Here is a 26,850-nt window from a genome sequence, read left to right as displayed (position 1 = left end):
GAGACAAGGACCTGAACATGTCATCGATGATCGTACGCTTCGACAGCGCCGCTGGCGCGCGCTGGGGGCTGCTGGTGTCCGAGGCGCCGACGCGGCCGCAGGACGAGATCCGCGTCGTGGAGATCGACACGACAGCGACCACCACGGGGCAACTGCTGAGCGCACTGGAAAATGGCTTGAAGCTGCCCTCGGGCGGCGAAGGCAAGAGCATGCCCGCCAAGTCCCTGCTCAGCCCCGTGACGACGGATGCAACGCTCGTGTGCCAGGGTGTGAACTACGCCACGCATGCGCAGGAGACCGGAGCGGTCAAGCGCAAGCGCAACCTGTTCTTCAACAAGGCCAGCTCTTCGCTCACGGGGCCCTACTCGGATATCGTGCGCCCCCCGGAAGTCGAACTCCTTGACTACGAGGTGGAGGTGGGCATCGTGCTGCGGCGCGACCTGAAGGCGGGCGATGTGGTCACACCCGAGCGGCTTGGCGAATTCATCAGCGCCGTCGTCCTGTGCAACGACATCTCGGCGCGAGACACCATGTTCGGGGCGCTGACCCTGCAGTGGTATCAGGGCAAGAGCTACCGCACCTTCTGCCCGACGGGGCCGGTGCTGTATTGGCTGGAGCCCGCCGAGGTGGCATCGACCTTCGACAAGCTCGAGTTCACGCTCAGCTACCAGGACTCGGTGCGCCAGTCGGCCAGCCCCTCGGAGATGATCCACAAGCCGGCGGACACCCTGACCCAGTTGGCCGCCATCATGGACCTGAAGGCCGGCGACATGATCCTCACGGGCACGCCCGGCGGGGTGCTGCTCGGGCACGGCTCGCCGGCGCGAATGCTCGAAATCATCACCCAGAACATGATGGATGACGACAAGCGCCGGGACGAATTCCGCGAGCACCTGAAATCGAAGGTGAGCTTCCTGCAGCCGGGCGATACCATGAGCCTGACGCTGCGCGACGGGCACGCCCAGCGAGCCCTGGGGGGCCAGTTCAGCCGCGTCGTCCAAGGGTGACGCCCGATCCGAGGCCCCAACGATGGATCTGCGGCAGATCATGTACTTCCTGCGCGTGTACGAGGAGCGCAACTTCACGCGTGCCGCCGACCGGGCCTTCGTCGTCCAGCCAGCGCTGAGCCGGCAGGTCGCCGCGCTCGAGGAGGAGATCGGCGCGCCACTGTTCGATCGGGGGCCGCGCGGCGTCACGCCGACGGCCATCGGCGTCAAGTTCCATGAACTGGTGCTGCCGCTTATCGGCAATCTGTCGGAGGTCAAGCAGCACATCACCGAACTGGCGCGAGCGGGCCCCGTCTCGGGCAAGCTGGTCTGCGGGTTCCCGCCGTCCTTCAGCCGCGCAGTGCTGGGCAAGGTGATCTGCAGGTTCGTCGACCGCTATCCCGAAGTCGAGCTGCAGGTCTCGGAGGGGTTCAGCGGGCACCTGACAGCACAGGTGCGCGGTGGCGAGCTCGACTTCGCGCTAGGCCTGGTCCCGACCGATCTGGGCAGCCTCACCACCGAATTCGAACACGACGAGAGCCTCGTGCTCATCTCCGGTGCTCCCGTCGCGGGGCCTTCGTTCACGCCATGCCGCCTCGAACTGCTCCAGAACCTCAAGCTGGTGATTCCCTCGGCGCAGAACCTGATCGGGCGCCAGTTGCAGTCGCTGATTGCCGAGGGAATCGTCAAACCAGCACGCCTGATGGTGATGGACGCCTTCAATGCCAGCTACGACATCGTGCGAACGTCCGACTGGTGCGTGGTGACGCCCGCCAGCGCGATCCTCTGCAATGAGGACCGGCATAGCCTGTTCATCTATCCCGTTTCTTCTCCGATCCTGCGCTACAGGCTGGGGCTCATCCGCGACAGGTCCAAGGCGCTGTCCACCGCTGGCTACGCCTTCGTCGAGATGCTGCAGGAGGCGTCCGAACTGATCCAGATCGAGTGGCGCCGGTTGCTCGAGGCGCACTCAGGCGCTGTGTCTTAGCGGCGGCGCGGGGATCAGTGGTCAACGCGCGAAGCCGTGCATGGCTGTCATACGCAATTGACATTTCTCCCTCTGGATCCCTTCGCTTAACTTCGTCGCCCAAGCACTATGAATGCTCTTCACATGAACTCCACAATCGCGGCATCGGCTGCTGGCCACGGACGCCACGCAGCCGCATCGCGTGCGCAGCGGCTCAGCCCGCAGCTGCGGACAAAGCAGTTGCTCGACGCGGCTCTTTCGTTGTTCGTGGAGAAGGGCTTCGCAGCCACTCGTACCGAAGAGATCGCCGCGCGGGTAGGTGTCTCCAAGGCAACGATATACGTGTACTTCCCCAGCAAGGAAGACGTGCTCAAAGCCCTGATCGCCCGCGAACTGTCGTCCGGAGCGGTCTCGGGCGCAAGGCTGCAGGCTGTGCGCGGCGAAAGCTGCGTCGGCCTGCTGCGCCGCCAACTGGCGACTTGGTGGTCGCTGCTCGCTGATACGGCCCTGGGCGGCATCTTCAAGCTGGTGATCACGGAAGTGCGCGTCTTTCCCGAGCTGATGGACTTCTGGCTTCGCGAGGTGCTCGAGCCCTGCCAGAAGTCCATCGGCAAGACAGTGCGCGAAGCCGTGCAGAGCGGGGAGTTCCGCCCGGCTGATCCCGACGTGGTGGTGCGCTCACTTGTCCTGCCGATGATCATGGGGTGCCTGCACCGTCACACCATTGGCGCATGCAGCGCGGCCGATCGCCTGCTGGGCGAACCGGACTTCTTTCCAAGCCATGTCGATTTCGTGCTGCAGGGTTTGGCACCATGCGCCAGTGCAGCGGCATCTTCTTCAGCGTGCGCGTAGGCGCCATCGACCGAGGACACCATCTATGGCACACACAGTGGCGGAACAAGCCCTGATCGAAACAGCGAAGGAATACCTCCGGCGCGTCGATGCCGGCCGGGGCGATGTCGCTGAACTCTGCACCGACGACGTCGAGGTCTACTTTCCAAAGTTCGGCATCGCGAAGGGCAAGCAAGCCCTGTTCGAACTGGGCTCTGGGCTGTTCACGCGCGTGAGCGAGATTTCGCACGACCAGCAGTCTTTGCTGTGTGTTGCCAATGGCGACGACGTGGTCGTCGAAGGTCTGAGCCGAGGCAAGACAAAGAGCGGCGTCGAATGGGTCGGAGGCAATACGCCGACCGGGCGCTTCTGCAACGTTTTTCACTTTCGCGAGGGAAGGATCGATCGCGTGCACATCCACCTGGACCCGGACTACGGCGGTGAGGACCGCGACCGATTCTTGTGGGGAACAGATAGATCCTGGTGAAAAAAAAGCTGCCGTGCCTGGGGCACGGCATTCGCCGCCACAGGCGGCTTCCAGAGGAGACAAATAGTGAGAGATACGAGGGGGCGTCCTTCGCGGACGCTTATGGGTGCGGGCGTGACGTTGATGCTTGGCGCGGTTTCAGCGGTGCAAGCCATGCCGATCGACACGGGCAATGAGGACCTCACGGTCAACTTCGACAACACGGTCAAGTACAGCGGCGCCTCGCGCGTGAAGAGCGCCATCCCTGCCTTGCTTGGCAATCCCAACACCGACGATGGCGATCGCAACTTCGGCAAGGGGCTGATCTCGAACCGCATGGACTTGTTGTCCGAGTTCGACATGGTCTATGCCAAGCGCTACGGCCTTCGGCTGAGTGGCGCAGCCTGGTACGACAGCGTCTACAACCGCAGCAACGACAACCCCGGCTTCGCCGGCGGGGCTTTCCCGAACCAGATTTCGGTGCCGTACAACGAGTTCACCGATGCGACGCGAGATCTGCACGGCCGCAAGGCCGAAATGCTGGATGCCTTCGTGTTCGGGAGCTTCGACGTTGGTGACAAGACGGTCAGCATGCGCCTGGGACGCCACTCGCTGCTGTGGGGCGAGAGCCTGTTCCTCGGCAACAACGCCATCGCGGGCACGATGAGCCCGGTGGACGTGGTCAAACTGGCGTCGGTACCGAACACGCAATTCAAGGAGGCGATCCGGCCGGTGCCGCAGTGGTCGGGCAGCATCCAGCTGGCGTCGACGCTGTCGGTCGGGGCGTTCTATCAGTTCGGATGGCAGCCCTACAGACTGCCAGCAGTCGGCAGCTACTTCTCCGCGGTCGACATGCTGCCGGACGGCGGCGAGCAGCTGCTGCTCGGCCCCGGCCTGGCCGCACCGCGGTTTGGCGATCAGAAGCCCAAGGACAGCGGCCAGGGCGGGCTGCAGCTGCGCTTGCGGGCGGACGAGACCGACTATGGGCTGTACCTGGTGCGCTTCCACAGCAAGGTGCCGCAGATGGTGCTCATGCTCGGTCCCTCGCCATTCGGCGCTGTTCCGTTCGGCTATCGGCTGGCCTATCAGGAAGGCATCACTGCCTTCGGGGCCAGTGCTTCGCGCACGTTCGGCGACCTGAACCTGGCCGCCGAAGCCTCCATCCGTCACAACCAGGATCTTGCAAGCAGCCGGGCGGTCGACGCCTCCGCGCTGGCGCCTGGCGTGATCGCGCCCACGAACAACAGCAACAACCCCGCCTATGCCGTTGGCAACACGGCGCACATGAATCTCAACGCCATCTGGACGCTGCCGCGAACGCCCCTGTTTGCCGAGGGCACGCTGATGGGCGAGCTGGGCTGGAACCGTGCCCTGTCGGTGACCAAGAATGCGGCGGCACTGGACCCGAACGCGACCCGCGATGCCTGGGGGCTGCGCATGCAGGTCGAACCGATGTACCGGCAGGTCGTCGGCGGCCTGGATCTGGGCGTGCCGATCGGCGTGGGATACAGCCCGAGGGGCTCGCGCTCGATGGCGCTGGGCCCGGCCGCCTGGACCCCGGACGGCGGTGGCGACGTCACCATCGGCCTGAACGGGACGTACCTCGATGTCTGGCGATTCAGCCTCGCTTACACGCACTACTTCGGCAGCGCTGGCAGTTTCATCAACTCGGCCGGCACCTATTCCTACGCGCAGGCCCTCAGGGATCGCGATTTCATCGCGTTCTCCCTGCGCCGCACTTTCTGAACACCAGGAGACATCGATGTATCACACCCTATCCAAGGTCGGCATCGCCGCGCTCGTGGGCCTTGCGGCCCTCTCTGCGCAGGCCGGAGTTTCCGCCGAGGAAGCTGCCAAGCTGAAGTCGGAGCTGACCCCCTTCGGTGCGGAGCGTGCCGGCAACAAGGACGACAGCATCCCGGCGTGGACCGGCGGAGTGGCGCAGAGTACTGCCCCCGCCAAGGGCCTGCGGCCCGATCCATTCGCCAGCGAGAAGCCGCTGTTCACGATCACCTCGAAGAACATGGCGCAGTACGCCGACAAGCTGTCCGAGGGCAGCAAGGCGATGCTGACGAAATACCCCGAGACGTTCCGGATGGATGTCTACCCGACCCATCGCACGTCTTCTGCGCCGCAGTGGGTGTACGAGAACACCCTGCGCAACGCCACCCAAGCGACGCTGGTCGACGGCCCTGCCGGTCCCCGGCCACAGGGTGCGTTCGGTGGCATTCCGTTCCCGATTCCCAAGAGCGGCCTGGAAGTGATGTGGAACCACATCCTGCGCTGGCGCGGCGAATCGGTGCGCTACGAATGGAAGGGCTACACCCTGACCACCGACGGGCGCTGGATCATGGCGGTAGAAGCCATCAACGAGCAGACCGAGCCGTACTACTACAAGGAAGACAGCGCAGCCACCCACAACGGCGCCTATTGGCTGGTCCGATCGGTCAACTCCGGGCCGCCGATCCGCGCCGGCGAAGGCATTCTCGCTCGCGAGGACATCGACCAGAGCAAGTCCCAGGCCTGGGTCTATCTGACTGGCCAGCGCCGCGTGCGCAAGCTGCCCAATGCCTGCTGCGACACGCCCACGCCCTTCTCGGCCGGTGTGATGACCTTCGACGAGGTCGAGGTTCATACCGGCCGCATGGACCGCTTCGAGTGGAAACTTCTCGGCAAGCGGGAGTTGCTCATCCCCTACAACAACAACAAGGCTCAAAGCGCTAAGGGCGGCGATGCGGAGGTTCTGGGAAGCGCACGCCATCTCAATCCCGATGTGGTGCGCTGGGAGTTGCACCGCGTCTGGGTCGTCGAGTCGACGCTCAAGCCGGGACAGCGCCATACGTCGCCGAAGTCGCGCTACTACGTCGACGAGGACAATTGGTTCGCGGCGCTCAGCGACCGCTGGGACGCGAACAACCAGCTCGCCCGCACCGGGTTCGGCTTCACCGAGGTGGTGCCCGAGCTTCCCGGCGCCATCGGCTGGACCATGGGGATCTACGACCTGGTCTCCGGCGCGGCCTACATCGCCGGCTTCACGGCTGACCAGAAGCTCTCGTATCGCCCTGTGGCGCGCCAGAAGGACGTGGTGTTCTCGCCCGACTCGCTCGCGGCCGAGGGCATCCGCTGACAGGGAGCTGCGCGTGACTCAATCGAGAGGTCGAATCCTGCGCTGGGCGTTCGGCGCGGCGACGTGGGCTGCTTGCCATGCCGCAATGGCGCTTGCACCAATCGATGTGCTGCAGCAACCCGCTGAGCGCGTCAGCGAGCTGCAGCGCGGTGTCTACCTGGCGGCGGCGCGAGCCGGTGAACGAGTTGTTGCCGTCGGTGAACGAGGATTGATCGCGCTGTCGGACGACGACGGCGGCCTCTGGCGCCAGGTGGTCTCGCCGGTCTCGGCGACGCTGACGGGAGTGCAGTTCGTCTCCGCGAAGGTGGGCTGGGTGGTCGGGCACTGGGGTGTGGTCCTCGGAACGCGCGACGGCGGTGAGACCTGGACACTGCTGCTCGACGGGCGTCGCGCCGCACAGGCAACGCTGGATGCGGCCAAGGCCGCCACGGATGGCAGTGCCGCATCGCAGAAGGCCCTCGTCGATGCGCAGCGCCTGATCGCGGACGGCCCGGACAAGCCCTTGCTCGACCTTCACTTCGTCGACGAACAGGTGGGCTTCGTCGTCGGCGCGTACAACCTCATTTTGCGAACGGAAGATGGCGGAAGGCACTGGGAGTCCATCGCCGGCCGCCTCGACAACCCCAAGGGCCTGCACCTCTACGCCATCGCGGCCGAAGGCGCGACGCTCTACATCGCGGGCGAGCAGGGCTTGCTGCTGCGATCCGATGACGATGGCGCGCACTTCCAGCGTCTGGCACTACCGTACGCCGGCAGTCTGTTCACCCTGCGGCCGCTTGGCCGGGAAGGCCTGGTGGTGGCGGGTCTGCGGGGCAACGCGCTCGTGTCCGAAGACCGTGGGCTGCGCTGGCGCGCCCTGACCGGCGCACCGCCGCTTTCGTTCATTGCGGCGTTCGGCGATACCGATGAAGTGCAGCTGGTCAATCAGGCCGGCCAGCGCTTCGCCGTCCGCGGCGATCGCCTCGTGCGGCTGGAGACACCGCCCTTGCCGCCAGTTTCCGGCGCGCTGCCATTGAGTTCCCACCAGTGGTTGATGCTCACGGTCCAAGGGATGGTGAGACGACCGGAGTCCGGAGCGCGGCCATGAACCCGGCTTCCACTGCAAGCCACGCGCCGTTCGACCCCGCCTCCGGAGGCCGCATCGAACGGATCCTGTTCAATCACCGCGGCGTGGTGTTGGTGCTGTGTGCGCTCGTCACCCTTGTTCTCGGCTGGCAGGCCACGAAGCTGCAGCTGAATGCGAGTTTCGAAAAAGCCATTCCCGGCTCGCATCCGTACATCGTCAACTTCCTGGCACACCAGCGGCAGTTGCATGGCCTGGGTAACGCGGTACGCATCGCCGTCGAAAACCCGGATGGCGATCTCTATGACCCGGCTTACCTCGAAACGCTGCGCCAGATCAACGATGAACTGTTCCTGATGCCAGGCGTCGACCGGGTTGGCCTGAAAAGCCTGTGGGCCCCCTCGACACGCTGGACCGGTGTGACCGAGGAGGGGTTGGAAGGCGGTCCGGTCATTCCTGACAACTACAACGGCAGCCCGGCCAGTCTCTCCGAGCTGCGGGCGAACGTCGCGCGCTCGGGCGAGATCGGGCAACTGGTGGCGCTGGATGGCCGTTCGACGGTGGTGTATGTGCCGCTTGCGGAGCGCGATGCGGAAGGCCGGCCGCTGGACTATGGGCAGTTCTCCGCGCGACTGGAGGGTCTGCGTGCCAAGTATGAGGAACGGGGCGTGCGCTTGCACATCACCGGCTTCGCGAAGCTGGTGGGCGACTTGATCGACGGCATCCGTACCGTGCTGGTCTTCTTTGCGCTCGCCGTTGCGATCACGGCTGCCGCGGTGTTCTGGTACACGCGCTGCGTGCGATCGACCCTTCTGGTGGTGGCCGCGTCGCTGATTGCGGTGGTTTGGCAGCTCGGCCTGATGTCCACGCTGGGTTATGCACTCGACCCGTACTCGATGCTGGTGCCGTTCCTGGTCTTCGCCATCGGCATGAGCCATGGTGCGCAGAAGATGAACGGGATCATGCAGGACATCGGACGCGGCGTGCACCAGTGGGTCGCCGCACGGTTCACGTTCCGCCGCCTGTTCCTCGCCGGCCTCACGGCGCTGGTGGCCGACGCGGTCGGCTTCGCGGTGCTGATGGTGATCGACATCCGGGTGATCCGAGAGCTCGCTGTCGCGGCAAGCCTGGGCGTCGCGGTCCTGATCTTCACGAATCTGATCCTGCTGCCCATCCTTCTGAGCTACACGGGTGTCAACCGTCGGGCCGCCGAGCGCAGCCTGCGCGCGGAAATGCAGGCACGGCAGGGCGGGGGCAAGCTCTGGTTGTGGGCTGTCCTGGATCGCTTCACGACCCACCGGTGGGCGCTCGCCGCGGTCGCCGCTGCTGCAGGGCTCGGCATGCTCGGCTATGCCGTCAGCACGCGATTGTCGATCGGAGACCTGGACCCCGGCGCACCCGAGCTGCGCGCCGACTCTCGCTACAACCGCGACGCGGCGTTCATGAACGCCGCCTATGGCGCCTCGAGCGACGTCTTCGCGGTGATGGTGAGCACCCCCGAAGGCGGTTGCTCGAAAATTGACACGGTGCTGAGGCTCGATCGGCTGGAATGGCAGTTGCGGCAGCTGCCGGGCGTCGAATCGACGAACTCGCTGGCGCTTCTGAACCGGCGGATGCTGATTGGCTTGAACGAGGGCCACCCCAAGTGGTACGAGGTGATCCCCAACCAGGACATGGCCAATACGATCACTGCCGGCGCCCCGCGGGGTCTGTACGACGACAGCTGCAGCCTGCTGACGATGTACGTGTACCTGCGTGATCACAAGGCCCAGACGCTGGCGCGCGTGGTTGATCACGTGGAGGCTTTCGCGAAGGAGAACGACAGCAACGATGCGCACTTCCTGCTGGCCGCCGGCACCGCGGGAATCGAGGCCGCGACGAACATCGTCGTGCACCGGGCGTGGCGACAGATGCTGTTTCTCGTCTACGGCGCCGTGATCGTGCTCTGCTTCATCACCTTCCGTTCGTGGCGGGCGGTGCTGGTCGCGGTTCTTCCGCTGACGTTGACATCGGTGTTGGCCGAGGCGCTGATGGTCGCGCTGGGGATGGGAGTCAAAGTCGCAACCTTGCCCGTGATTGCGCTCGGCGTGGGGATCGGCGTCGACTATGCGCTCTACATCCTCAGTGTCACGCTGACCGGGCTGCGCGCGGGCAGGTCGCTTTCGGATGCTTATCACGAAGCGCTGCTCTTCACCGGCAAGGTGGTGATGCTGACCGGGGTCACGCTCGCGGTCGGCGTGATCACATGGGTCGCCAGTCCGATCAAGTTCCAGGCCGACATGGGGCTGCTGCTCGCCTTCATGTTCCTCTGGAACATGCTCGGTGCGCTGGTCCTGCTGCCGGCCCTGGCCCATTTTCTCCTGCGGCCGGCACGTCTGGCCGAGCCGCATGGAATTCAGCAACCCGCCCGAGCACGGGCATGAATAGGAGCAAGACCATGCAAGAGAAGATTGTCCTGACCTGCGCACTGACCGGCGCGGGTCCGATATCGGAGAACCCGGCCCACCCCGTCACACCGCGTGAGATCGCGGAATCGGGTCTCGCCGCCGCCGAAGCCGGCGCCGCGATCCTGCACGTGCACATGCGCGATCCGAAGACGCGCGAGTACTCCGGCGAATGGGCCTTCTACGAAGAGGCCGTGGGACTTATCCGCGAAAAGAACTCTGATGTGATCCTGAACATCACCACCGGCCTCGGCGCCGCGTTCTACCCGGTCGACCCGCTGTGTCCCAGCGAAGCGGGTCCGGGCACCGGCATCTGGACGCCCGAGCAGCGGGTCGAGCATGTGCTCAAGCTCAAGCCCGAGATCTGCACCCTCGACCTCGTGACGGCCCACATCTTCGGGGGCTTCGTCATCAGCCACGAGAAGGCGCTGGCGCGCATGGCCGAACTCGTGCGCGCAGCCGGCGTGGTGCCCGAGATCGAGCTCTTCGATACCGGTGACGCTGTGCTCGCCAAGCACCTGATCGCCAAGGGCTCGCTCGATGGTCCGGGCATCTACTCGTTCGTCATGGGCCTGAACTTCGCGATGCATGCCGATCCCGAGACCATGACCTACGTGCGCAACCTGCTGCCGGCGGGCGCGCACTGGCAGGGCTTCGGCATCGGCCGCAACCAGTTCCCAATGGCCGCCCAGTCGGTCCTGCTCGGTGGCCATGTGCGCGTCGGCATGGAGGACAACGTCTTCATCTCCAGGGGCAAGTTTGCCAAGAGCAACGCCGAACTGGTCAGCAAGGCGAAGCGGATCGTCGAGGACCTCGGCCCCACGCTGGCGACACCGGCCGAGGCGCGTCAGATCGTGGGACTGAAAAAGGCCGCTTGAGCCAGCCGGCGACGCCGGCCTGGTGTGTTGACTGCTGGATGGCCACCGAGACTTCCTGGTCGTCCTGATCCAGTGGCAGACGGCTTGGCGGATCCCATCGCATGTGCGCGTGCGCATGGCACAAGGGATCCGCAGATTTCCTCCCCAGGCTCCGGAGCCTTTAGCGCTGCCTTTGCCGTCGGGATCTCACTCCAGCCGAACGTGATGCTCGGCAATGAGCCGCGTATTGAGTTCGTCATCCTCTTTCACCATCGCGCGAAATTCCTCGAGCGACTGCGGTGCCGGATCGACGAACGCGGCCTGAAACTTCGCCTGCAGTTCGGGCGCTCGCAGGGCTGAACGCAAGTCTTCGCCAAATCTGCCGATGATGTTCGCGGGCGTGCCCGAAGCAGCGAATACTCCGATCCACGACACGAATTCCAGCCCGGGGACGCCGACTTCGGCGAGCGTCGGAAGGTTGGGCGCGACGTGATAGCGCTTCGGACCCGTCACGGCGATCGGGACCACGGTGCCGGCCGAGATATGCTGCTGCGCGATGTCGAGGTTCGCGAGAAACATGTCGATCTCGCCGGAGAGAAGGGCCCGCATGCCCGGGGCGATGCCGGTGTAGTGCACGGGGACGATCTCGACGCCGAGGGCCTTGCCCATCTGCAGCGCCACAAGATGCCCGACGCTCCCGACGCCGAAGGTCGCGAAAGTGGCTCCGCCCGCTCTCTTGCGCATGAACGCCACCAACGATGGGAAGTCCCTGATCCCGGATTTGGCGTTGACGAGAAGCAGCAACTGGCCGACGCTGAGGTTGCCGACAGGGAGCAAATCCTTCAAGGGATCGAAGTTCAGCTTCAGGCCCAACTGCGGCAATTGGCGCGTCAGGCTGAACGTGACCAGAAAGGTATGGCCGTCCTTCGGCGCGCTCAGAAGGGAGTTCACGGCGATCACCGTATTTCCACCCGGCTTGTTCTCGACGAACGCGGAAGCGTTTCCGCCCCAGGTGCTGCCGAGTTGCTGCGCCACAGTGCGCGATACGAAGTCGGCCACAGCTCCGGGTGGCACAGGGACCAGGAGCCTGACCGGACGCTGCGGCCATGCGGGTTGCGCCCGAAGCCAGGATGTGCCACCGGCGATGGCGGCGGCTGCCGCACGAATTGCGACGCGACGGTTGATTCGCATGATTTGTCTCGCTTGTGTTTGATTTGGTTCTTACAGGCCGCTCAGATCAGTCCGCCTTTGGCCACCAGGGGCGGGCTGGCTCACGCATTGCGCGTGCCAGTTCGCGGTAGAGCGTCGGCGCTTCGAGGGGCGGCGCAGGCGGACGCATGGACATCGGCAGATCCTGGCCCCACGCCCAAAGTCCACCGAGCGTCATCGGGTGCAATCCGGTGGGATAGTCGGCCGTCATGACATCGCCGTCCGCGTAGTGTTCCCATTCGTCGCCGACCGGGTCACGCCAGTAATCGAAGAGCTGGCTGCCTAGCAGATGGCGCCCCATCCCCCAGAAGTGTTGCCAACCCTTGGACCAGAGGAACTGCTGGCCTTGACCGATGGCGTCGAGGTCAATCGTCTCGGTCGAGACATGGAGCATCTTTGGAGCGGGTCCGGTTGCGAGGGCGATGCTATGGTGATCAGCCGGCTCATCGCCACGGTCCAGACGGAAGAATCCGAGAACGGCGGTGCCGTCCGGAAGCGTCTGGAGATCCGTCGGAATCAGCCCCAGCCGGTGCATGTACCACGTTGCCGTCTGTCCCCAGTTCGGCGTGCGCAGCACGACGTGGCCCATGCGAAGCACCGGAGAGGGCGCCACCTCGCTGCGAACACCGGCGTTGACGCGCGGGGACGAGCCTGGCGAATTGGACTGCGTGAACGGAGATCGCGTCGGTGTTGTAACCGAAGGCTCGAAGCCATGAACCAGGTCGACACGGAAACCGTTGGGGTCGGCGAGTCGTACACGCCAGCCACCACCGGGACCTTCCACGGGTTCTATCGCGGCGTTCTCGGCCGCCGCGAGTTTCTCGAGGTCACCCCGACTGCGGGCGACGAATCCCATCCCGACGAAGGCATCCCGCTCGGAGGGGATGATCTCCACGCCGTAAGGCAGGCAGCCGCATGTACGGAAATAGCGGCTCTTGCCCGATGTGGAATTGCAGGGGAGAAGTCCGAAGTCCTGCAGGAACTGCCCCATCTTGGCGACGTCCTTGCGTTCGAAGACGACATGCGCAAAGCCGTCTGCCCGGATGATCGGGTCCCGGCGTTCGATGTCGAGATCGCCGGGGCGCGTCGGCTGTTCATTGTGTAAGGCGTTGCTCATTCGGTTTTCCTCAGGTGGGGTCCGTTGATGGGGTCATCGTCCAGGCTCAGCGCTCCACGTCATGCGACATGCTGGTCACGACGAACGAACACGAAGTCTCTTTCGTAGATTCGCCCCTGGGGGCCGTGCATCGAGGCATGGCGTGTTCTGCGCACTCGATCGAATTCAGTATAGGAAGGCGCAAGTGCCGCTGCGAATGTCTTTCGTGATGGCGACCATCACCGCGCGGCGATGACAGAGGCACTCGAGTCAACGACGCCTGCTGGCGATCACGCCGCGAAATGGTGACGATCGAAATTCAACATACACAGAGTGGCGTCGCGGTGGCTCAATCGATGTACCGAACAGCCTCATCTTCCTTCTTGGTGGATGCATGGCGCTTCGACCTTGGTCGGTCGATCCACTACTTTGAAGGGCAAGACGATGGCTTCGATGATCGTGCGTTTCGCTGGTGCCGCGGGTGCGCGCTGGGGTGTTCTCGTGTCGAGTGCGCCAACGCACCCTGACGATGAGATCGCGGTTCTTGAGATCCGGACGGATGCGGCCACGACTGGCGAGTTGATCGCCGCGCTCGAGAAGGGCCTGAAGCTGCCCGACTCCGGCGAGAGGCAGATCCTGCGCGCGGCCGCCTTGCTAAGCCCGGTCACGACGGATTCCACGCTCGTGTGCCAGGGGCTGAACTACCGTACCCATGTCGAGGAAACCGGCGTCGGCGAGCGAAAGAAGAACCTGCTCTTCGGCAAGGCCAGCGCGTCGCTCACCGGACCGTATGGGGACATCATCCGTCCCTCGGAAGTCGAACTCCTGGACTACGAGGCCGAGGTCGGCATCGTGCTTCGGCGCGATCTGAAATCGGGCGACGTCGTGGACGACAATACGCTGGGCGACTACGTCGCCGCGATCGTCCTGTGCAACGACATCTCCGCGCGCGACACGATGTTCGGTGCGTTGATGATGCAGTGGTACCAAGGCAAGAGCTACCGGACCTTCTGCCCGGCCGGCCCCGTGCTCTACTGGATGAAGCCGTCGGTGGTTTCCGAAACCCTCGAGGAAGTCGAGTTCTCGCTCAGCTACAAGGGGACGCAGCGGCAATCGGCCAAGATGTCGCACATGATCTACAAGCCGGCGGAGACACTCACCCAGCTGGCTCGCATGTTCGACATGAAGGCCGGTGACATGGTCCTGACCGGCACGCCGGGCGGCGTGCTGATAGGCCACGCGAGGCCGGGGCGCATGGGCGAGATCATCCGCACCCTCTTGTCCGATGACGTGAAGCGCACCGAGGAGCTGCGCAAGGAACTGAAGTCGACAGTGACGTACCTGCAGCCGGGGGAGACTCTCGAGTTGTCGCTTCGCGATGGCCGCGCACAGCGCGATCTGGGTGGGCAGTACTGCCGCATCGTCCAAGGCGAGTAAGGCATTCATCTCGGACGTGACATGGACAGGCTTGACCTCACCCTCGCTCGCCCCGCGCTCTCGCTCCACGCTCGAGCGGACGGCACGACGCTGCTGAGGAGCCGACAGCAACTCGGCCCGTATTCGCGCTGTGTGGGGGATTGGCTGGAGCATTGGGCCCGCGAGACGCCGGACGTTCCCTTCCTCTGCGAGAAAGCGGAGGAGGATGGGCAGTGGAGATGCATGTCCTACGCGGAGGTCCGGCGTGATGTGTGGGCCATTGGCGAGGCCTTGCTCGCACGCGGCCTGGGGCCGGACCGCCCGGTCGCGGCCCTGTCGGCCAACTGCGTCGCCATGGCCCTCATGATGTTGGGTGCGATGCATGCCGGCATCCCGTTTGCGCCAATCTCGCAGGCCTACGCGACCGTCGCGACCGATTTCGGCAAGTTGAGGCACGTGTTCGGACTGCTTGAGCCCGGCCTGCTATTCGTGTCCGATGACGCGATCCTCGTGCCGGCTCTGGCGCGAGCGGGGATTGGTGGCTTTGAAATCATTGCCGAGCACCCGCGGACGGCCGACGTCACGCGCTTCCATGAGTTGTGCGAGACAACACCCACGGACCAGGTGCGTCAGGCCTTTGCCGGCTTGGACGGCGACACGGTCGCGAAGATCCTGTTCACGTCGGGGTCGACCGGCACGCCGAAGGGGGTCGTGAACACGCACCGCATGATGTGTTCCAACCAGCAGGGCTTCGGGCAGCTGCTGCCTTTCGTTGCCGAAACGCGTCCGATCATCGTGGACTGGCTGCCGTGGAATCACACGGCCGGCGGCAACGGGGCGTTCAACAAGGTTCTGCGCAACGGCGGCAGCTTCTACATCGACGACGGAAAGCCCGTGCCGGGTCAGTTCCGAAAGACGATCGCCAATCTCATGTCGGTGCAATCCACCCATCACATGAACGTGCCGCGCGGCTGGGAGTATCTGCTGGCCGAATTCGAACGCGACATCGCGTTCCGGCAGCACTTCTTCTCGGAACTCGACTACATCGGATTCTCGGGCGCGGCCATGCCGCGTCACCACTACAACCGTCTGCTGGAGTTGGCCAGGGCAGTGCGGGGCAATCGCATCCTGTTCTGCGCCGGATACGGTGCAACGGAGACGGCACCCTCGGTCACGATGGTCCATTTTGCGAACTCGGAGCCGGCCAATATCGGGCTGCCGGTGCCGGGAATCGAGATCAAGCTGCTGCCCAATGGAGACAAAATGGAGTTGCGGGTACGCGGTCCCAACGTAATGCCAGGCTACTGGCGTCAGCCGGAGCTCACGCGGGATGCATTCGACGAGGAGGGCTTCTATCGCATCGGGGACGCCGTGAGGTTCCTCGATCCCACGCGGCCGGAGGCGGGTATGCTGTTTGACGGGCGGGTGCTCGAGGACTTCAAGCTCAGCTCAGCAACCTGGGTGAATGTGGCCGCGATCAGGGCGAGCGCGTTGGCCGCCGGCAACCCGCTCTTTCAGGACGTGGTCGTCACCGGGCACAACCGCGAAGCCATCGGCCTGCTCGTCGTTGTCAATGAAGCGGCCACCCGGGAGCGGTTCGAGATCGGCCCCTCCATCCCGTTCACCGAACTGGTCGCCATGCGGGAAGTGCGTGACTTCGTCAAGGAGGCACTGCAAGAACTGCTGGTCTCGTCCACCGGCAGTTCGAACCGGCCCTGCGGCGCGCTCATCCTCAGCCGCCCGCCGACCCTCGAGAACGGGGAACTCACGGACAAAGGCTCGGTGAGTCAGCGCGTGGTTCTCGCCAACCGCAAGGCGGAGGTGGATGACCTTTACAACCGGGCTCCAGCGGGCATCTTCATATGAGCATTCGCGAAAAGGCGTATATCGCCGGTGTCTTCGAGCATCCGACCCGCCGGGCGGACGGGATTTCAACTGCTCAGCTCCATGCCGAAGTGGCGCTCGGCGCGCTGGCCGATGCCGGGCTGTCGCTGAAGGACGTCGATGGATACTTCTGCGGCGCAGAAGCGCCGGGCCTGGGCGGCATGACCATGGCCGAGTACATCGGGTTGACGAACCTGCGGCACATCGACAGCACGGAGACTGGAGGGTCTTCCTATCTCCTGCATGTGGGCCATGCGGCGCAGGCCGTCGCCGCGGGGCACTGCAATGTCGCCCTGGTCACGCTGGCGGATCGGCCTGTTGCCGCAGCGGCGGGCGTCGGGTTGTCGGGCGTGGACTCGAGCCAGCGTCCCGACCTGCAATTCACATCCATGGTCCCGCGTGCGCCCGTGCACGCCTACGCAATGGTGGCCCGACGCCACATGCACGAATTCGGGACCACACCGGAACAGCTCGCATGGGTTCGCGTCGCCGCTTCCCACCACGCGCAGCACAATCCGCACGCGATTCGCCGCGAGGTTGTAAGCGTGGACGATGTGCTGGCGTCGCCCCTGGTTTCCGATCCGCTGAGGCGACTCGATTGCTGCGTCGTGAGCGATGGCGGCGGGGCGGTGGTGGTGAGTCGGCCCGAGATCGCCCGCGCGCTTGCACGGCCGCGCGTCAAGATCATCGGCGCAGGAAGCGGCGTGAAGCACTCCAACGGCGGCAAGATCGACCTGACTTATTCGGCCGCCGTCTGGTCAGGTCCCAAGGCGTTCGAGGAAGCCGGCGTCAAGCCGTCGGACATTTCTTATGCCTCGCTGTACGACAGCTTCACGATCACCGTCATCGTCCAGCTCGAGGACCTGGGTTTCTGCAAGAAGGGGGAGGGCGGCAAGTTCGTGATGGATGGGAACCTGATCTCCGGGATCGGCCGGCTGCCATTCAACACGGACGGTGGCGGCCTGTGCAACAACCATCCCGGCAACAAGGGCGGCATGACGAAAATCATCGAGGCTGTTCGACAGTGCCGCGGAGAAGCGCATCCCGCGGTACAGGTGAAGAACCACGAGATCGTGCTCGCGCACGGCACCGGCGGCTCGCTGGCGGGCTATCACGCGGCCGGCACTCTCATCCTTCAGGCGGAGTGACGCAATGCCTCACGACAAGAATCCGATCGAGCAGTCACCCGAAGTTGCGGAGTTCTGGCAGGCTGCGCGAGAGCGCCGTCTCCTTCTCAAGCGCTGCGGCGATTGCGGCGAACGCCATTTCTATCCGCGACCGTATTGCCCCTTCTGCGGCAGCGCGCGGACCTCGTGGGAGCAGAGTTCGGGTCGCGGCACCATCTACGCGTTCTCCCGTCCGCGCAAGCTGCCCCAGCCGCTGGCCATGGCCGTGATCGAGTTGCAGGAGGGCGTGCGACTGACGAGCGTGATCGTCGAGGCCGAGCTCGATCGCCTGGCGATCGGGCAGGAGGTCGAGGTGTACTGGCGCATGGGAGAGCCGGCGCCGGAGCTCGCGTTCACGACCATCGAAGCCCAGGAGGCGCGTGGCTACGCGACCCGGGCGATCGCCGAAGCGGCAGGGGTCGGCGGATGAATGGCGTCAGGTCGTTCGGACCCGGGGTATGTCGAGTTCGATCCCCACGAGTGCGCGGGCGAACAGGTAGTTGTTGCGCGCCCGCGCGCTCATGGCGTCCATGTTGACATGTCCTTCGGCGTCACAAGGAAAGGCCAAGCCCCGGCCAGGCTGCAGCAAAGACTCGAAGTAGAGTTCGTAGCAGACGATCACTTGCGAATTGATTGTCGAATTCATAGGACGCTCTTTGACGCAGCCCATCAGCGATACAGGGTGGTCAACTGGCTGCTTCGCAGCTTGGCAGGTCCCTACACGGCACTGGTCGACGCCTGGGAATGCGTGGTGACGAAATCCCGCAGAATTGCCGAGAAGGCAGAAGCTGCCTCGATCGGCGATACGTGTGCCGCATCGAGGGTGACCAGGTCGGAGCACGGGATCGCCTTTGCAATCTCCTCGCTGCGCTCCGGCGGGGTCGCCCGATCGTAGCGGCCCGCGATCACTCGAGCCGGTGAGGAGATCTGGTCGAGGTCGGACTCGAGACTGACCCCCGCCAGCGCTTCGCCGCAACCTGCATAGCCCTCAGGCGAAGTCCGCAAGATCATGGCTCGCACGCGCGAGATCGCCTCGTGGTTGCGCGAAGCCCAGTCCTTGGTGAACCAACGTGCCAGCGTCGCATCGACCAGCGGCTCCAAGCCGGAGCGGCGCGCCGTCGCACACCGCTCTTGCCAGATCTGGACGGGGAAGCTCGCCGCCGTGTTGGCCAGCACGAAGCCGTGAAAGCGGTTCGGATGATGGACGGCGAGCCACATTCCCGTGATGCCGCCCAGGGAGAGTCCGCAGAAAAACACCTTGCCGAGCTGGAGCGAATCCAGGATTCCGATGACGTCCTGTCCGAGTTCGGCGATCGAATACGGGCCCGCGGGCGCGCTGGAGTCGCCATGCCCGCGCTGGTCATAGCGCACGACATTCGCGTACTCCATGGCAGCAGCCAGCTGATCGTCCCACATGGACATGTCGGCGCCGATCGAGTTGCTGAAGACGATGGTGTCTCTGTCGGGAAGCAGCGATCCGCTCACGCGCAGCGACACGCCGGCTTCGGTCTCGATGTTCAGTGTGGTGTTCAAGGCGCTTCCAATTCGCTCAAGCTCGGACGTCACCATCGTAGGGCGACTGCGCACTTGCCATGATCATTCTTGGTGATCGCCGGAGATAGCAGTGCGCGATGAGCAGGCTTCGCAAATGAAGCCTGGGAAGGGACCTGCAAGCATCGCGCGCGGCAATGGCCACGGATCAAAAAAGACGATGCCGCGGCTTGCTTTCGTCAGGCCTAATTGCTCATCGCTATGCCATATCCGAGGAAGTGAAATGCAATATTTTGAGTATCCACCTGCGCGCCAGGTCCTTGACGACAGTGTCGATCGCTATCTCGCCGACGGAGTCCACTACCGCGATCTGCTGAAGATCCGGGAAAGGATCACCAGCTGGGACGATTGGCCGCATGCGTGGGCGCACTTTGCACGGGAAGCCGAGCAACGCGGCGACGCGCTACTGGGCGCCGGCCACAAGCTCACCGCCGCCGCGAACTTCGTGCGCTCGTCGATCTACTACCACTTCGCGCAGTACTTTCAGCACTATCACCCGGAGCTGAAGAGGGAGCTCCATGGGCACAAGAACCGGGTATTCATGCGCGGCGCGCACCTCCTGAACAGCCCGGTGCAAAGGGTGGTGTTCCCATTCCGCGGCATCCAGATTGCTGGACACTTGCGTCTCCCTGCGGGAGTTACCAATCCGCCTGTAGCAATCTGCGTGGGCGGCGCGGATACCACCAAGGAGGACTACTTCACGTTCACCGACCTGTGCATCGAGCGGGGGATCGCGACCTTCGCTTTCGATGGCCCGGGGCAAGGCGAGACCGCATTCGAGATGCTCCTGATCCAGGATTTCGAGGCGTGCATCGCTGCTGCGATCGACTACCTGGAGACCCGTGAAGAGATTGATGCGAACCGTATCGGCATCGTCGGGCGAAGCATGGGCGGCTACTTTGCGCCGAAGGCCGCTTCGGTGGAACCTCGCCTGAAGGCCCTGGCCTGCTGGGGAGTGATGTATGACCGTGAAGACATGCCGACCAAGACCGGCATCTACGCGGCGACCGGGCTGGCGATGAGCGGCACCGAGACGCTGGCGGAAGCCGTGGAGTTCTTCAAGTCGTGGACGCTGGAGGGGCACGTCCAGAACATCAAGTGCCCGGTCTTCGTGACGCACGGAGGGCTCGACAGCCTGCCGATCGAGAAGGCGAATCGTTTCGTCAGGGAGTTGGCGAATGGCGCCGAAGTGATGAACTGGGACGATTCGGGCCACTGCTGCCATGACCGCTCGCACATCATGCGCCCGGCCATCGCGGACTTCCTGAAGAAGCATCTTTAACCCAGGGCCACAGCCCCCCCCAAAAGAACAGGAGACAGACATGTACCCGCGCAATTTCTGGTATGTGGCCGCGATGCAGCATGAGGTGGCCGCCGGGCGACTCTTTGCGCGCACCATTCTGAACGAGCCTGTCGTTCTTTACCGTCGCAGCGACGGCTCTGTGACGGCTCTCCAGGACCGCTGCATCCATCGGAGAGTTTCGCTGTCGCTGGGCACGATCGTCGGTGACGAAGTGCAGTGCGGCTACCACGGCTTGAGGTTCGCCGCCGATGGGCAATGCACGTCCATTCCGAATCAGCAATCCATTCCGCCTCGCGCTTGCATCAGGTCCTACCCGGTTGTCGAGCGGGACGGCTTCATCTGGATCTGGCCCGGCGCTCCCGAACTGGCCCGCGAGAGCGAGGTACCGGACTTCTCGGACGTGTGTTCTTCGAGCGACTACGTGGGTCGGCCGGCGGAAGCGCTCCGCGTCGGGGCGCCGATGCTGTTCAACATCGAGAACGTTCTGGACCTTTCCCATGTCACCTTCGTCCATCAGAAGACCGTAGGGACGCCCGAGGTCGCAATGACCGCTCCAGAAGTGACGATCACCGACTCGTACGTGGAGATCGGCCGCGCATGGGACAAGATCACCGCCGCGCCGGTGTGGCGCAAGGTGCTGGGATGGGATGTGGTCAAGCGGACCCAGGTGCTGCGGTTCTGGCCCGGCGGCAACATCCGCTTGAACATGACTTTCGAACTTCCGGGGAACCAGGATCCTGCCCAGGTGTGTCGGGTCTCGGCAGTTGGGCCCTGCACGCCCGAAACGGAGCACTCGCACTTCAAGTTCTCGGCGATGTTCCGGAACTTTCAGAAGGACGATGACGAGGTCACCGGCTTCATCTTCGATGAGTTTCATCGGACCGTTCTCGAGGACAAGGTGCTGATCGAGGATCAGAGCGCGAACTGGCGGGCGGATAGCGTGGTGATGTCTGCCACGGGACCTTTCCACGGCGCCCCGATGATCCACATTGGAGTGGACCGCGCACCGCTCGCTGCGCGGCGCATACTCCAGAAGCTGGTGGCGAGCGAGGCCGAATCCGAAGCCTCGCCGCGCGCTGCTCGTGTCGTTCCCATTGCCAACCCGGCATGCGCGTGACGCCGGTTGGAGGAGGGCACACGCGGAACTCACGGTCTGGCATCATTCGAGCAGGAAGACATTCGCCTGGACCCCGGGCGCGCAATAGTGGCAAGTCCGGACGATGAACCTTCGCCAGCTCGAAATCTTTGTCGCCGTCGTGGAGGAAGGCTCGCTGACGCGGGCCTCGGAGCGGGTTCACATCGTGCAGCCCGCGCTCACGCAACACATCAAATCGCTCGAGCTGGACATTGGAGTTCCACTGCTTGTCCGGAACAACCGCGGCGTGCGACCCACGGAGGCAGGCCAGCGGCTTTTTGAGCGTGCGTCTGCGCTGCTTGCCCAGTTCAGGGATTTGCGCCAGTTCGTTCGTGGGGCGGGCTACGAGCCCGCGGGCGAGGTGCGGGTCGGTATCTCCACGACGCTGAGCGCCTTCATGAGTGCACGCCTGGTCACCCTTGTCGCGGAAACATACCCCGGCATCCGGGTGCACATCGTTGAGCCCATGGTGGGCGTGGTCAGTGACTGGCTCCAGAAGGGTCAAGTCGATTTTGCGCTGATGTATCGACCAAAGACCGTCAAGTCGCTTGAGCTCCTGGAGATCCTGTCCGAGCGCCTCGATTTGTGCGGTTCTCCTGAAAGCATGCGGCGCCTGCCGCCGGACGTCCCCCTGGGCCTGGGCGATGTTGCGCAACTGCCCCTGATCGTCCAGCACAAGGGTTACGGCGTACGCGATCAGCTGGACGACTTGGCAAAGCAGCATGGCTTGTTGCTCAAGGTGTCCGTCGAGATCGACGCGGTCGCTTCCATCAAGGCGCTTGCCCAGCAGGGTCTAGGCTTTTGCTTGCTGCCGCCGATGGCCACCGTGGATGAGCGAGCTCTGGGGAAGCTCGTGTCACGACCTATCGTCAAGCCGGAGCTGCGCCGCTCCATCTATCTGGCTCGGTTTCCCGGTACCGAGCTTTCTTCGGCAGCGGCGGCGGTCTTCCGGGCATGCGCGCAACTGATCACGACCATGGTCAATGAAGGCACCTGGGAAGCCCGGCTCGAAGCGTAAGTGATCGCCAGTCGGGTGCACGTAGGGACTGGGCCGAGTGCTGGACGGCTCTCAAGTTCCGGCGTGTCGCGCCGATAAACGCTTGGTCCGGCCTCATTCGATGGCCTCGAAGGAAGAAGAACATGCGTTGGTTTCAAGAACTTCGTGTCAGCGTCAAGCTGATCCTCGCCTTTCTGATGGTCGCGATGCTGGGTGCGCTGGTCAGCGCGATCGGCATCTTTCACATGGGCCGCCTCAACGCCTCGACCGAGCGGCTCTACAACCACGAGATACGCACCCTCCGGGCGGTACAGGCGGCCAACATCCAGCTCGCCTACGGCGGCCGAGCGCAAATGGGCCTGCTGTCGGCCTCCACGAAGGGCGAGCGAAATGCCGGCATCGCGGAGTTCAAGAAGGCCGGGGCAGACCTGGGCGCGTACATGGCCGAGATCAAGCCGGTGCTGCTCGCGAGCGAGGAGGGCACCAGGCTCTACCAGCAGTACGAGACGCTCATTCAGCGGGCGGGCAAGCGCTTGGGCGAATTTGTCGAGCTGATCTCCAGGCAGCCGCTGGACAGCTCGCAATTCGAAGGCCGTGTGGCCGAGGAGAGCGCGCAACTGCTCAACGAGATGCGCCCGGTGGAGGAGGTGATGGCGAAAATGGTGGCCTACGCCGACGGTAAGGCCAAGGCGAGCATGGAAGACGCGGAGAGTACTTACAAGACCTCTCGCCTGCTCATGCTGGGGGTGGCGCTGGTGAGCATGATCGTCAGCGTGGGCCTGGGCGGAGTCGTGGCCCGCCTGCTCTCGCGGCAGCTCGGCGGCGAGCCGGGTTATGCCGCCGAGGTGGTGGGCCGCATCGCCGGAGGCGATCTGACCGTCGGCGTGCAGGCAAGCTCGGCCCAAGACGGAAGCGTGCTGCATTCGATCAAGCAGATGCAGGCGCAGCTCACGGAGGTGGTGGTGCAGATCAAGCACTCGAGCGATGCGATTGCCACGGCGTCCGGCGAGATCGCTTCGGGCAACCACGACCTTTCATCGCGCACCGAACAGCAGGCGAGCTCGCTGGAGCAGACCGCAGCCTCGATGGAGGAGCTCACCAGCACCGTCAAGCAGAACGCGGACAACGCGCGCCAGGCCAACCTGCTCGCGCTCTCGGCCTCCGAAGTGGCGGTGAAGGGAGGTGATGTGGTGAGCCAGGTGGTGGAGACCATGGCTTCGATTCATGCTTCCTCCAAAAAGATCGTCGACATCATCGGCGTGATCGATGGCATCGCCTTCCAGACCAACATCCTGGCGCTCAATGCCGCAGTTGAAGCTGCGCGCGCAGGCGAGCAGGGCAGGGGCTTTGCGGTGGTGGCTTCGGAGGTGCGCAATCTCGCCCAGCGCTCCGCGGCCGCGGCCAAAGAGATCAAGGGCCTGATCGACGACTCGGTCGGCAAGGTCCATTCCGGCACCGCATTGGTCGGCGAAGCCGGAAAGACCATGGGAGAAATTGTGGGCAGCGTCAAGCGGGTGACCGACATCATCGGCGAGATCACCACCGCCAGCCACGAGCAGACGCAGGGTATCGAGCAGATCAACCAGGCCATCACGCAGATGGACCAGGTGGCGCAGCAGAACGCGGCACTGGTGGAAGAGGCGGCCGCCGCCACGCAGTCCATGCAGGAACAGGCGGACCGGCTGGCGCAAGCCGTGGGCGTGTTCAGGCTGGAGCGCGGCGAGGCGGGCGCCCTTTTGACCTAGCCCTCTTCGAGAGAACAGGCATCGTGTTGATCCAAAGCACAGGCATGCGTGGGCCTGGGCACGCTAGAACGCATGCTGAGGCGCGCTCCCATCTCACTAGTCGAGTCGGACCCCGCTGCGCCTGACTACCTCTCCCCAATGAGCGTACTCGCTGCCAATGAACGCGGCGGCTTCAGCCGTACTGGCGCTGAACCGCGGAATGACACCGATTTGCCGCATCCTGGCGTCAACCTCGGGCGTCTGCAGAGCCTTGTTCATCGCCGCAAATGTGTTTGACACCAAGTGCTTGTCGGTGCCGGCGGGGTAGAGAAGCATCAACCATGTGACGGCACTGAAGCCCTCGAAGCCCTGTTCAGCGATGGGGACCACGTTCGGCATCGTGCTCAGGCGCTTGGTGGTGCCGGTACCGAGAGCCTTGAGGCGGCCGGATTGAATGAACGGCTGCACAGCCGCAGCAGTCTCCAAAGCCAGGGACACCTGGCCCGCGACCACATCCGCAAGTCCCGGGCCGCTGCCCTTGTATGGCACATGCAGGATGTCTATGCCGGCGCGGGCCTTGAAATCTTCCATGGCCAGATGGGAGACCGTCCCGTTGCCGGAGGATGCGTTCGTCAACTTGCCGGGGTTCTCCTTGGCGTAGCGCACCAACTGCTCGATGGTGTTGAACGGCATCGATGGATGGCACACAAGCACGAACGGGAGATCGGCCAACAAGCCGACGGCTTCGAAATCCTTCAACGGATCATAGGGCACCGACTTGTACATGTGTGGATTGGTCGCTACAGCCGACATGTGCGCAAGCATCATGACGCTTCCGTCGGCGGGTGACCTCGCGAGCGCGCCCATCGCGAGGCTACCGCCGCGGCCCGGCCTGTTGTCGACGATGTAGTTGCCACCGGTCACCGCCGGCAGCTTGTCGGCGAGCAGCCGGGCAACGACGTCGGTGGCCTGTGCAGCAGGGAACCCGACGATGATCTTCACGACATGGGGGCCCTGTGGCCCCTGGGCCAACTGAGCCAACTGGGCCTGCGTTCCAGCGGCGGCGCCCATGCCGCCGGCGGCGAAGACGAGGGTGCGCCGTCTGATGCCGAGATGCTTCTTGTCTGTTTCCATCTCAAGCTTTGGAGAAGGCGCCGTTCAGCGTGCGAGCAGCGCGCCGGCCAGGGTGGCAATCGAGCCAATGACGGCGGAAACGGCCAGCCACCAACCAGGGACCATGACCACCATGGGGGTGCTTGCATCGGGTTGCGTTGCAGCGACAACTGCCGTCGTGGGGACGAAGGGAGCGCCTGCCGCTGCGTGCGCTATCGGCTGCTCTACGGAAGCGCCAACCGGCTGGGTGGCATGCTCCTTCACTATCGCCGCCACCGGTGCGGCGACAGCGTTCTTCGCCGCAGCTGGCACGCCGGCCAACTGCGCATTGAATGCCTTGAAGAAGTCATCGGCCATCTTGCGAGCGACGCTGTCGATAAGCCGGGATCCGACCTGTGCGAGCTTTCCTCCGACCTGCGCGTTGGCGACATAGGTGAGTTCGGTCTGCCCATTCGATTCAGTCAGCTTGACGGAGGAATTTCCCCTTCCGAAGCCGACAGCGCCACCCTGGCCCTCGAAGACCATCGTGCAGGATTCCGGCGCCTGAACATCGGACATCTTGAGCAGGCCCTTGAAGCGTGCGCGCAGGGGGCCGATCGCCGCAGACATGATCACCTTGAATTCCTCGTCGGAAGCACGCTCGACCGATTCACAGCCGGGCAGGCTCCTTTTGAGAATGTCAGGATCGTTCAGCGCATCCCAGACGCGCTGGCGCGGAGCTGCGATGGTTTGGGTTCCGGTGATATCCATGACCGCCTCAATGCGCGTTCTTCTTCATGGCGGCGGCCGTGTTGACCATGGAGTGCAGACTGCGTGCGTAGTCGATGGCGCCCTGCTCGTCCATGCGAGGCGCAACGCGCAGGTACTCCTTCAGGCCCAGGATCGCGGGACGCGGGCGAGACAGCAGCACGTCTACGAAGCGAGCCACCTCCGCGTCCAGCGTCGCGTCCGGGACCACCTGGCTCACGAGTCCATAGGCCAGTGCCCGCTGCGCGTCGATGAAGTCGGTGGAGTACGCCATCCATAGGATTGCGTTCCGGTTCATGCGGTCGTACACCGCCGACATCACCATCGTCGGCATGACGTTGTGACCGATCTCGGGAATGTTGAAGGTGGCGGTATCGCTGGCGAAACTGACATCGCAAAGGGAAGCGATGGCGGTGCCGAAGCCCATGCAGCGGCCTTTGATGACGCCGATGATCGGTACCTTCGCGCCCCGCATGGCCTGGTAGCTGCCGAAGATCCCGTCGTACTCGTCGCGACGGGTGTAGGCCTCGGAAGCGGGTGGCGTGGTGCCCGCATCGCGGATGCGGCCAGTGCAGAAGTCCGGGCCGGCGCTGCGAAGCAGGACGGCATCCGCGGTCTCATGTGCTTTTGCCAGCAATTGAGACAGTGCCGAGGCCATACTGTCCGAGACGCCGTTGTCTTCGGTGCGGTTGAGGGTCACAGACAGAAGGCGGTCCTGCTGCTCGATGATCAGATGCGGATGCATGAAGGTCTCCGTGGTGAGTTGCG

Annotated in this window: 24 protein-coding genes; 17 read left to right on the top strand and 7 right to left on the bottom strand. The window is 64.2% G+C overall.

Going from position 1 to position 26,850, the window contains the following annotated elements; genetic code table 11:
* The first annotated feature begins 17 nt into the window (after positions 1–17).
* The 9 genes from VAR608DRAFT_RS04465 (at position 18) to VAR608DRAFT_RS04425 (ending at position 10,762) form a co-directional block, all read left to right on the top strand.
* Positions 18–1,007: a fumarylacetoacetate hydrolase family protein gene (locus VAR608DRAFT_RS04465; RefSeq protein ID WP_088952914.1), complete on the top strand. Its 990-nt coding sequence runs from the start codon at positions 18–20 to the stop codon at positions 1,005–1,007.
* A 22-nt stretch (positions 1,008–1,029) separates the two neighbouring features.
* Complete coding sequence (locus tag VAR608DRAFT_RS04460; protein ID WP_088952969.1) at positions 1,030–1,974, top strand: LysR family transcriptional regulator; 945 nt, start codon at positions 1,030–1,032, stop codon at positions 1,972–1,974.
* A 123-nt stretch (positions 1,975–2,097) separates the two neighbouring features.
* Positions 2,098–2,805 carry a TetR/AcrR family transcriptional regulator gene (locus tag VAR608DRAFT_RS04455; protein WP_088952968.1) on the top strand — a complete coding sequence of 236 codons (708 nt, stop codon included), beginning with the start codon at positions 2,098–2,100 and terminating at the stop codon, positions 2,803–2,805.
* Between the two features lie 37 nt (positions 2,806–2,842).
* Complete coding sequence (locus tag VAR608DRAFT_RS04450; RefSeq protein ID WP_157730621.1) at positions 2,843–3,271, top strand: nuclear transport factor 2 family protein; 429 nt, start codon at positions 2,843–2,845, stop codon at positions 3,269–3,271.
* A 102-nt stretch (positions 3,272–3,373) separates the two neighbouring features.
* The gene (locus VAR608DRAFT_RS04445; protein ID WP_443082971.1) at positions 3,374–4,996 is read left to right on the top strand and encodes a DUF1302 domain-containing protein; all 1,623 of its coding nucleotides are present in this window, start codon (positions 3,374–3,376) and stop codon (positions 4,994–4,996) included.
* Between the two features lie 16 nt (positions 4,997–5,012).
* Entirely contained in the window at positions 5,013–6,377 is a 1,365-nt protein-coding gene (locus tag VAR608DRAFT_RS04440) for a DUF1329 domain-containing protein (protein ID WP_088952966.1), read from the top strand.
* A 13-nt stretch (positions 6,378–6,390) separates the two neighbouring features.
* The gene (locus VAR608DRAFT_RS04435; protein ID WP_157730619.1) at positions 6,391–7,464 is read left to right on the top strand and encodes a WD40/YVTN/BNR-like repeat-containing protein; all 1,074 of its coding nucleotides are present in this window, start codon (positions 6,391–6,393) and stop codon (positions 7,462–7,464) included.
* Positions 7,461–9,863, top strand: coding sequence for an efflux RND transporter permease subunit (locus tag VAR608DRAFT_RS04430; RefSeq protein WP_088952964.1), 2,403 nt, complete (start codon positions 7,461–7,463; stop codon positions 9,861–9,863). Before VAR608DRAFT_RS04435 ends, VAR608DRAFT_RS04430 begins: the two co-directional genes overlap by 4 nt.
* A 14-nt stretch (positions 9,864–9,877) precedes the next feature.
* Positions 9,878–10,762 (top strand): 3-keto-5-aminohexanoate cleavage protein, encoded by an 885-nt coding sequence (locus tag VAR608DRAFT_RS04425; RefSeq protein ID WP_088952963.1) that lies wholly within the window; start codon positions 9,878–9,880, stop codon positions 10,760–10,762.
* A 186-nt stretch (positions 10,763–10,948) separates the two neighbouring features.
* On the opposite strand, the gene VAR608DRAFT_RS04420 is transcribed toward VAR608DRAFT_RS04425, so the two are convergent.
* On the bottom strand, positions 10,949–11,932 hold the full coding sequence (locus VAR608DRAFT_RS04420) for a Bug family tripartite tricarboxylate transporter substrate binding protein (RefSeq protein ID WP_088952962.1): 984 nt from the start codon (positions 11,930–11,932) through the stop codon (positions 10,949–10,951).
* A 46-nt stretch (positions 11,933–11,978) separates the two neighbouring features.
* On the bottom strand, positions 11,979–13,067 hold the full coding sequence (locus VAR608DRAFT_RS36735) for a glyoxalase (protein WP_157730617.1): 1,089 nt from the start codon (positions 13,065–13,067) through the stop codon (positions 11,979–11,981).
* 423 nt (positions 13,068–13,490) lie between these two features.
* Between VAR608DRAFT_RS36735 and VAR608DRAFT_RS04405 the strand changes: the two genes are divergently transcribed.
* From VAR608DRAFT_RS04405 to VAR608DRAFT_RS04390, 4 genes are read left to right on the top strand one after another with little or no spacing between them, the layout of a single operon-like run.
* Complete coding sequence (locus VAR608DRAFT_RS04405) at positions 13,491–14,483, top strand: fumarylacetoacetate hydrolase family protein (protein WP_157730615.1); 993 nt, start codon at positions 13,491–13,493, stop codon at positions 14,481–14,483.
* 21 nt (positions 14,484–14,504) lie between these two features.
* Positions 14,505–16,328 carry a feruloyl-CoA synthase gene (locus VAR608DRAFT_RS04400; RefSeq protein ID WP_088952958.1) on the top strand — a complete coding sequence of 608 codons (1,824 nt, stop codon included), beginning with the start codon at positions 14,505–14,507 and terminating at the stop codon, positions 16,326–16,328.
* Positions 16,325–17,494, top strand: coding sequence for a thiolase domain-containing protein (locus VAR608DRAFT_RS04395; RefSeq protein WP_088952957.1), 1,170 nt, complete (start codon positions 16,325–16,327; stop codon positions 17,492–17,494). The genes VAR608DRAFT_RS04400 and VAR608DRAFT_RS04395 overlap by 4 nt, the downstream gene beginning before the upstream one ends.
* A gap of 4 nt (positions 17,495–17,498) precedes the next feature.
* Positions 17,499–17,942: a Zn-ribbon domain-containing OB-fold protein gene (locus VAR608DRAFT_RS04390; protein ID WP_088952956.1), complete on the top strand. Its 444-nt coding sequence runs from the start codon at positions 17,499–17,501 to the stop codon at positions 17,940–17,942.
* Positions 17,943–17,948: 6 nt separating this feature from the next.
* Here VAR608DRAFT_RS04390 and VAR608DRAFT_RS04385 read toward each other — a convergent pair whose 3' ends face one another.
* A complete protein-coding gene (locus VAR608DRAFT_RS04385) occupies positions 17,949–18,158 on the bottom strand; it encodes a hypothetical protein (protein WP_088952955.1) in 210 nt (69 codons plus the stop codon).
* A 71-nt stretch (positions 18,159–18,229) separates the two neighbouring features.
* Positions 18,230–19,081, bottom strand: coding sequence for a 3-oxoadipate enol-lactonase (gene pcaD / locus VAR608DRAFT_RS04380; protein WP_088952954.1), 852 nt, complete (start codon positions 19,079–19,081; stop codon positions 18,230–18,232).
* A gap of 55 nt (positions 19,082–19,136) precedes the next feature.
* Between pcaD and VAR608DRAFT_RS04375 the strand changes: the two genes are divergently transcribed.
* The 4 genes from VAR608DRAFT_RS04375 (at position 19,137) to VAR608DRAFT_RS04360 (ending at position 24,243) form a co-directional block, all read left to right on the top strand.
* The gene (locus tag VAR608DRAFT_RS04375; RefSeq protein ID WP_157730613.1) at positions 19,137–20,345 is read left to right on the top strand and encodes an alpha/beta hydrolase family protein; all 1,209 of its coding nucleotides are present in this window, start codon (positions 19,137–19,139) and stop codon (positions 20,343–20,345) included.
* A 40-nt stretch (positions 20,346–20,385) separates the two neighbouring features.
* On the top strand, positions 20,386–21,483 hold the full coding sequence (locus tag VAR608DRAFT_RS04370) for an aromatic ring-hydroxylating dioxygenase subunit alpha (protein WP_088952952.1): 1,098 nt from the start codon (positions 20,386–20,388) through the stop codon (positions 21,481–21,483).
* A 103-nt stretch (positions 21,484–21,586) separates the two neighbouring features.
* Entirely contained in the window at positions 21,587–22,519 is a 933-nt protein-coding gene (locus tag VAR608DRAFT_RS04365) for a LysR family transcriptional regulator (protein ID WP_088952951.1), read from the top strand.
* 122 nt (positions 22,520–22,641) lie between these two features.
* Entirely contained in the window at positions 22,642–24,243 is a 1,602-nt protein-coding gene (locus VAR608DRAFT_RS04360) for a methyl-accepting chemotaxis protein (RefSeq protein WP_088952950.1), read from the top strand.
* Positions 24,244–24,339: 96 nt separating this feature from the next.
* Here the strand turns inward: VAR608DRAFT_RS04360 and VAR608DRAFT_RS04355 are convergent, their stop codons facing one another.
* The 3 genes from VAR608DRAFT_RS04355 to VAR608DRAFT_RS04345 are packed head-to-tail and all read right to left on the bottom strand — an operon-like array spanning position 24,340 to position 26,827.
* Positions 24,340–25,356, bottom strand: a complete 1,017-nt coding sequence (locus VAR608DRAFT_RS04355; RefSeq protein ID WP_088952949.1) for a Bug family tripartite tricarboxylate transporter substrate binding protein — start codon at positions 25,354–25,356, stop codon at positions 24,340–24,342.
* 24 nt (positions 25,357–25,380) lie between these two features.
* The gene (locus tag VAR608DRAFT_RS04350; protein WP_088952948.1) at positions 25,381–26,085 is read right to left on the bottom strand and encodes an SRPBCC family protein; all 705 of its coding nucleotides are present in this window, start codon (positions 26,083–26,085) and stop codon (positions 25,381–25,383) included.
* 7 nt (positions 26,086–26,092) lie between these two features.
* Entirely contained in the window at positions 26,093–26,827 is a 735-nt protein-coding gene (locus VAR608DRAFT_RS04345) for an enoyl-CoA hydratase/isomerase family protein (protein ID WP_088952947.1), read from the bottom strand.
* Between the last annotated feature and the right edge of the window lie 23 nt (positions 26,828–26,850).

This window comes from Variovorax sp. HW608 (assembly GCF_900090195.1).
GTDB lineage: Bacteria > Pseudomonadota > Gammaproteobacteria > Burkholderiales > Burkholderiaceae_C > Variovorax.
This window is presented reverse-complemented; position numbering and strand designations above follow the sequence as displayed.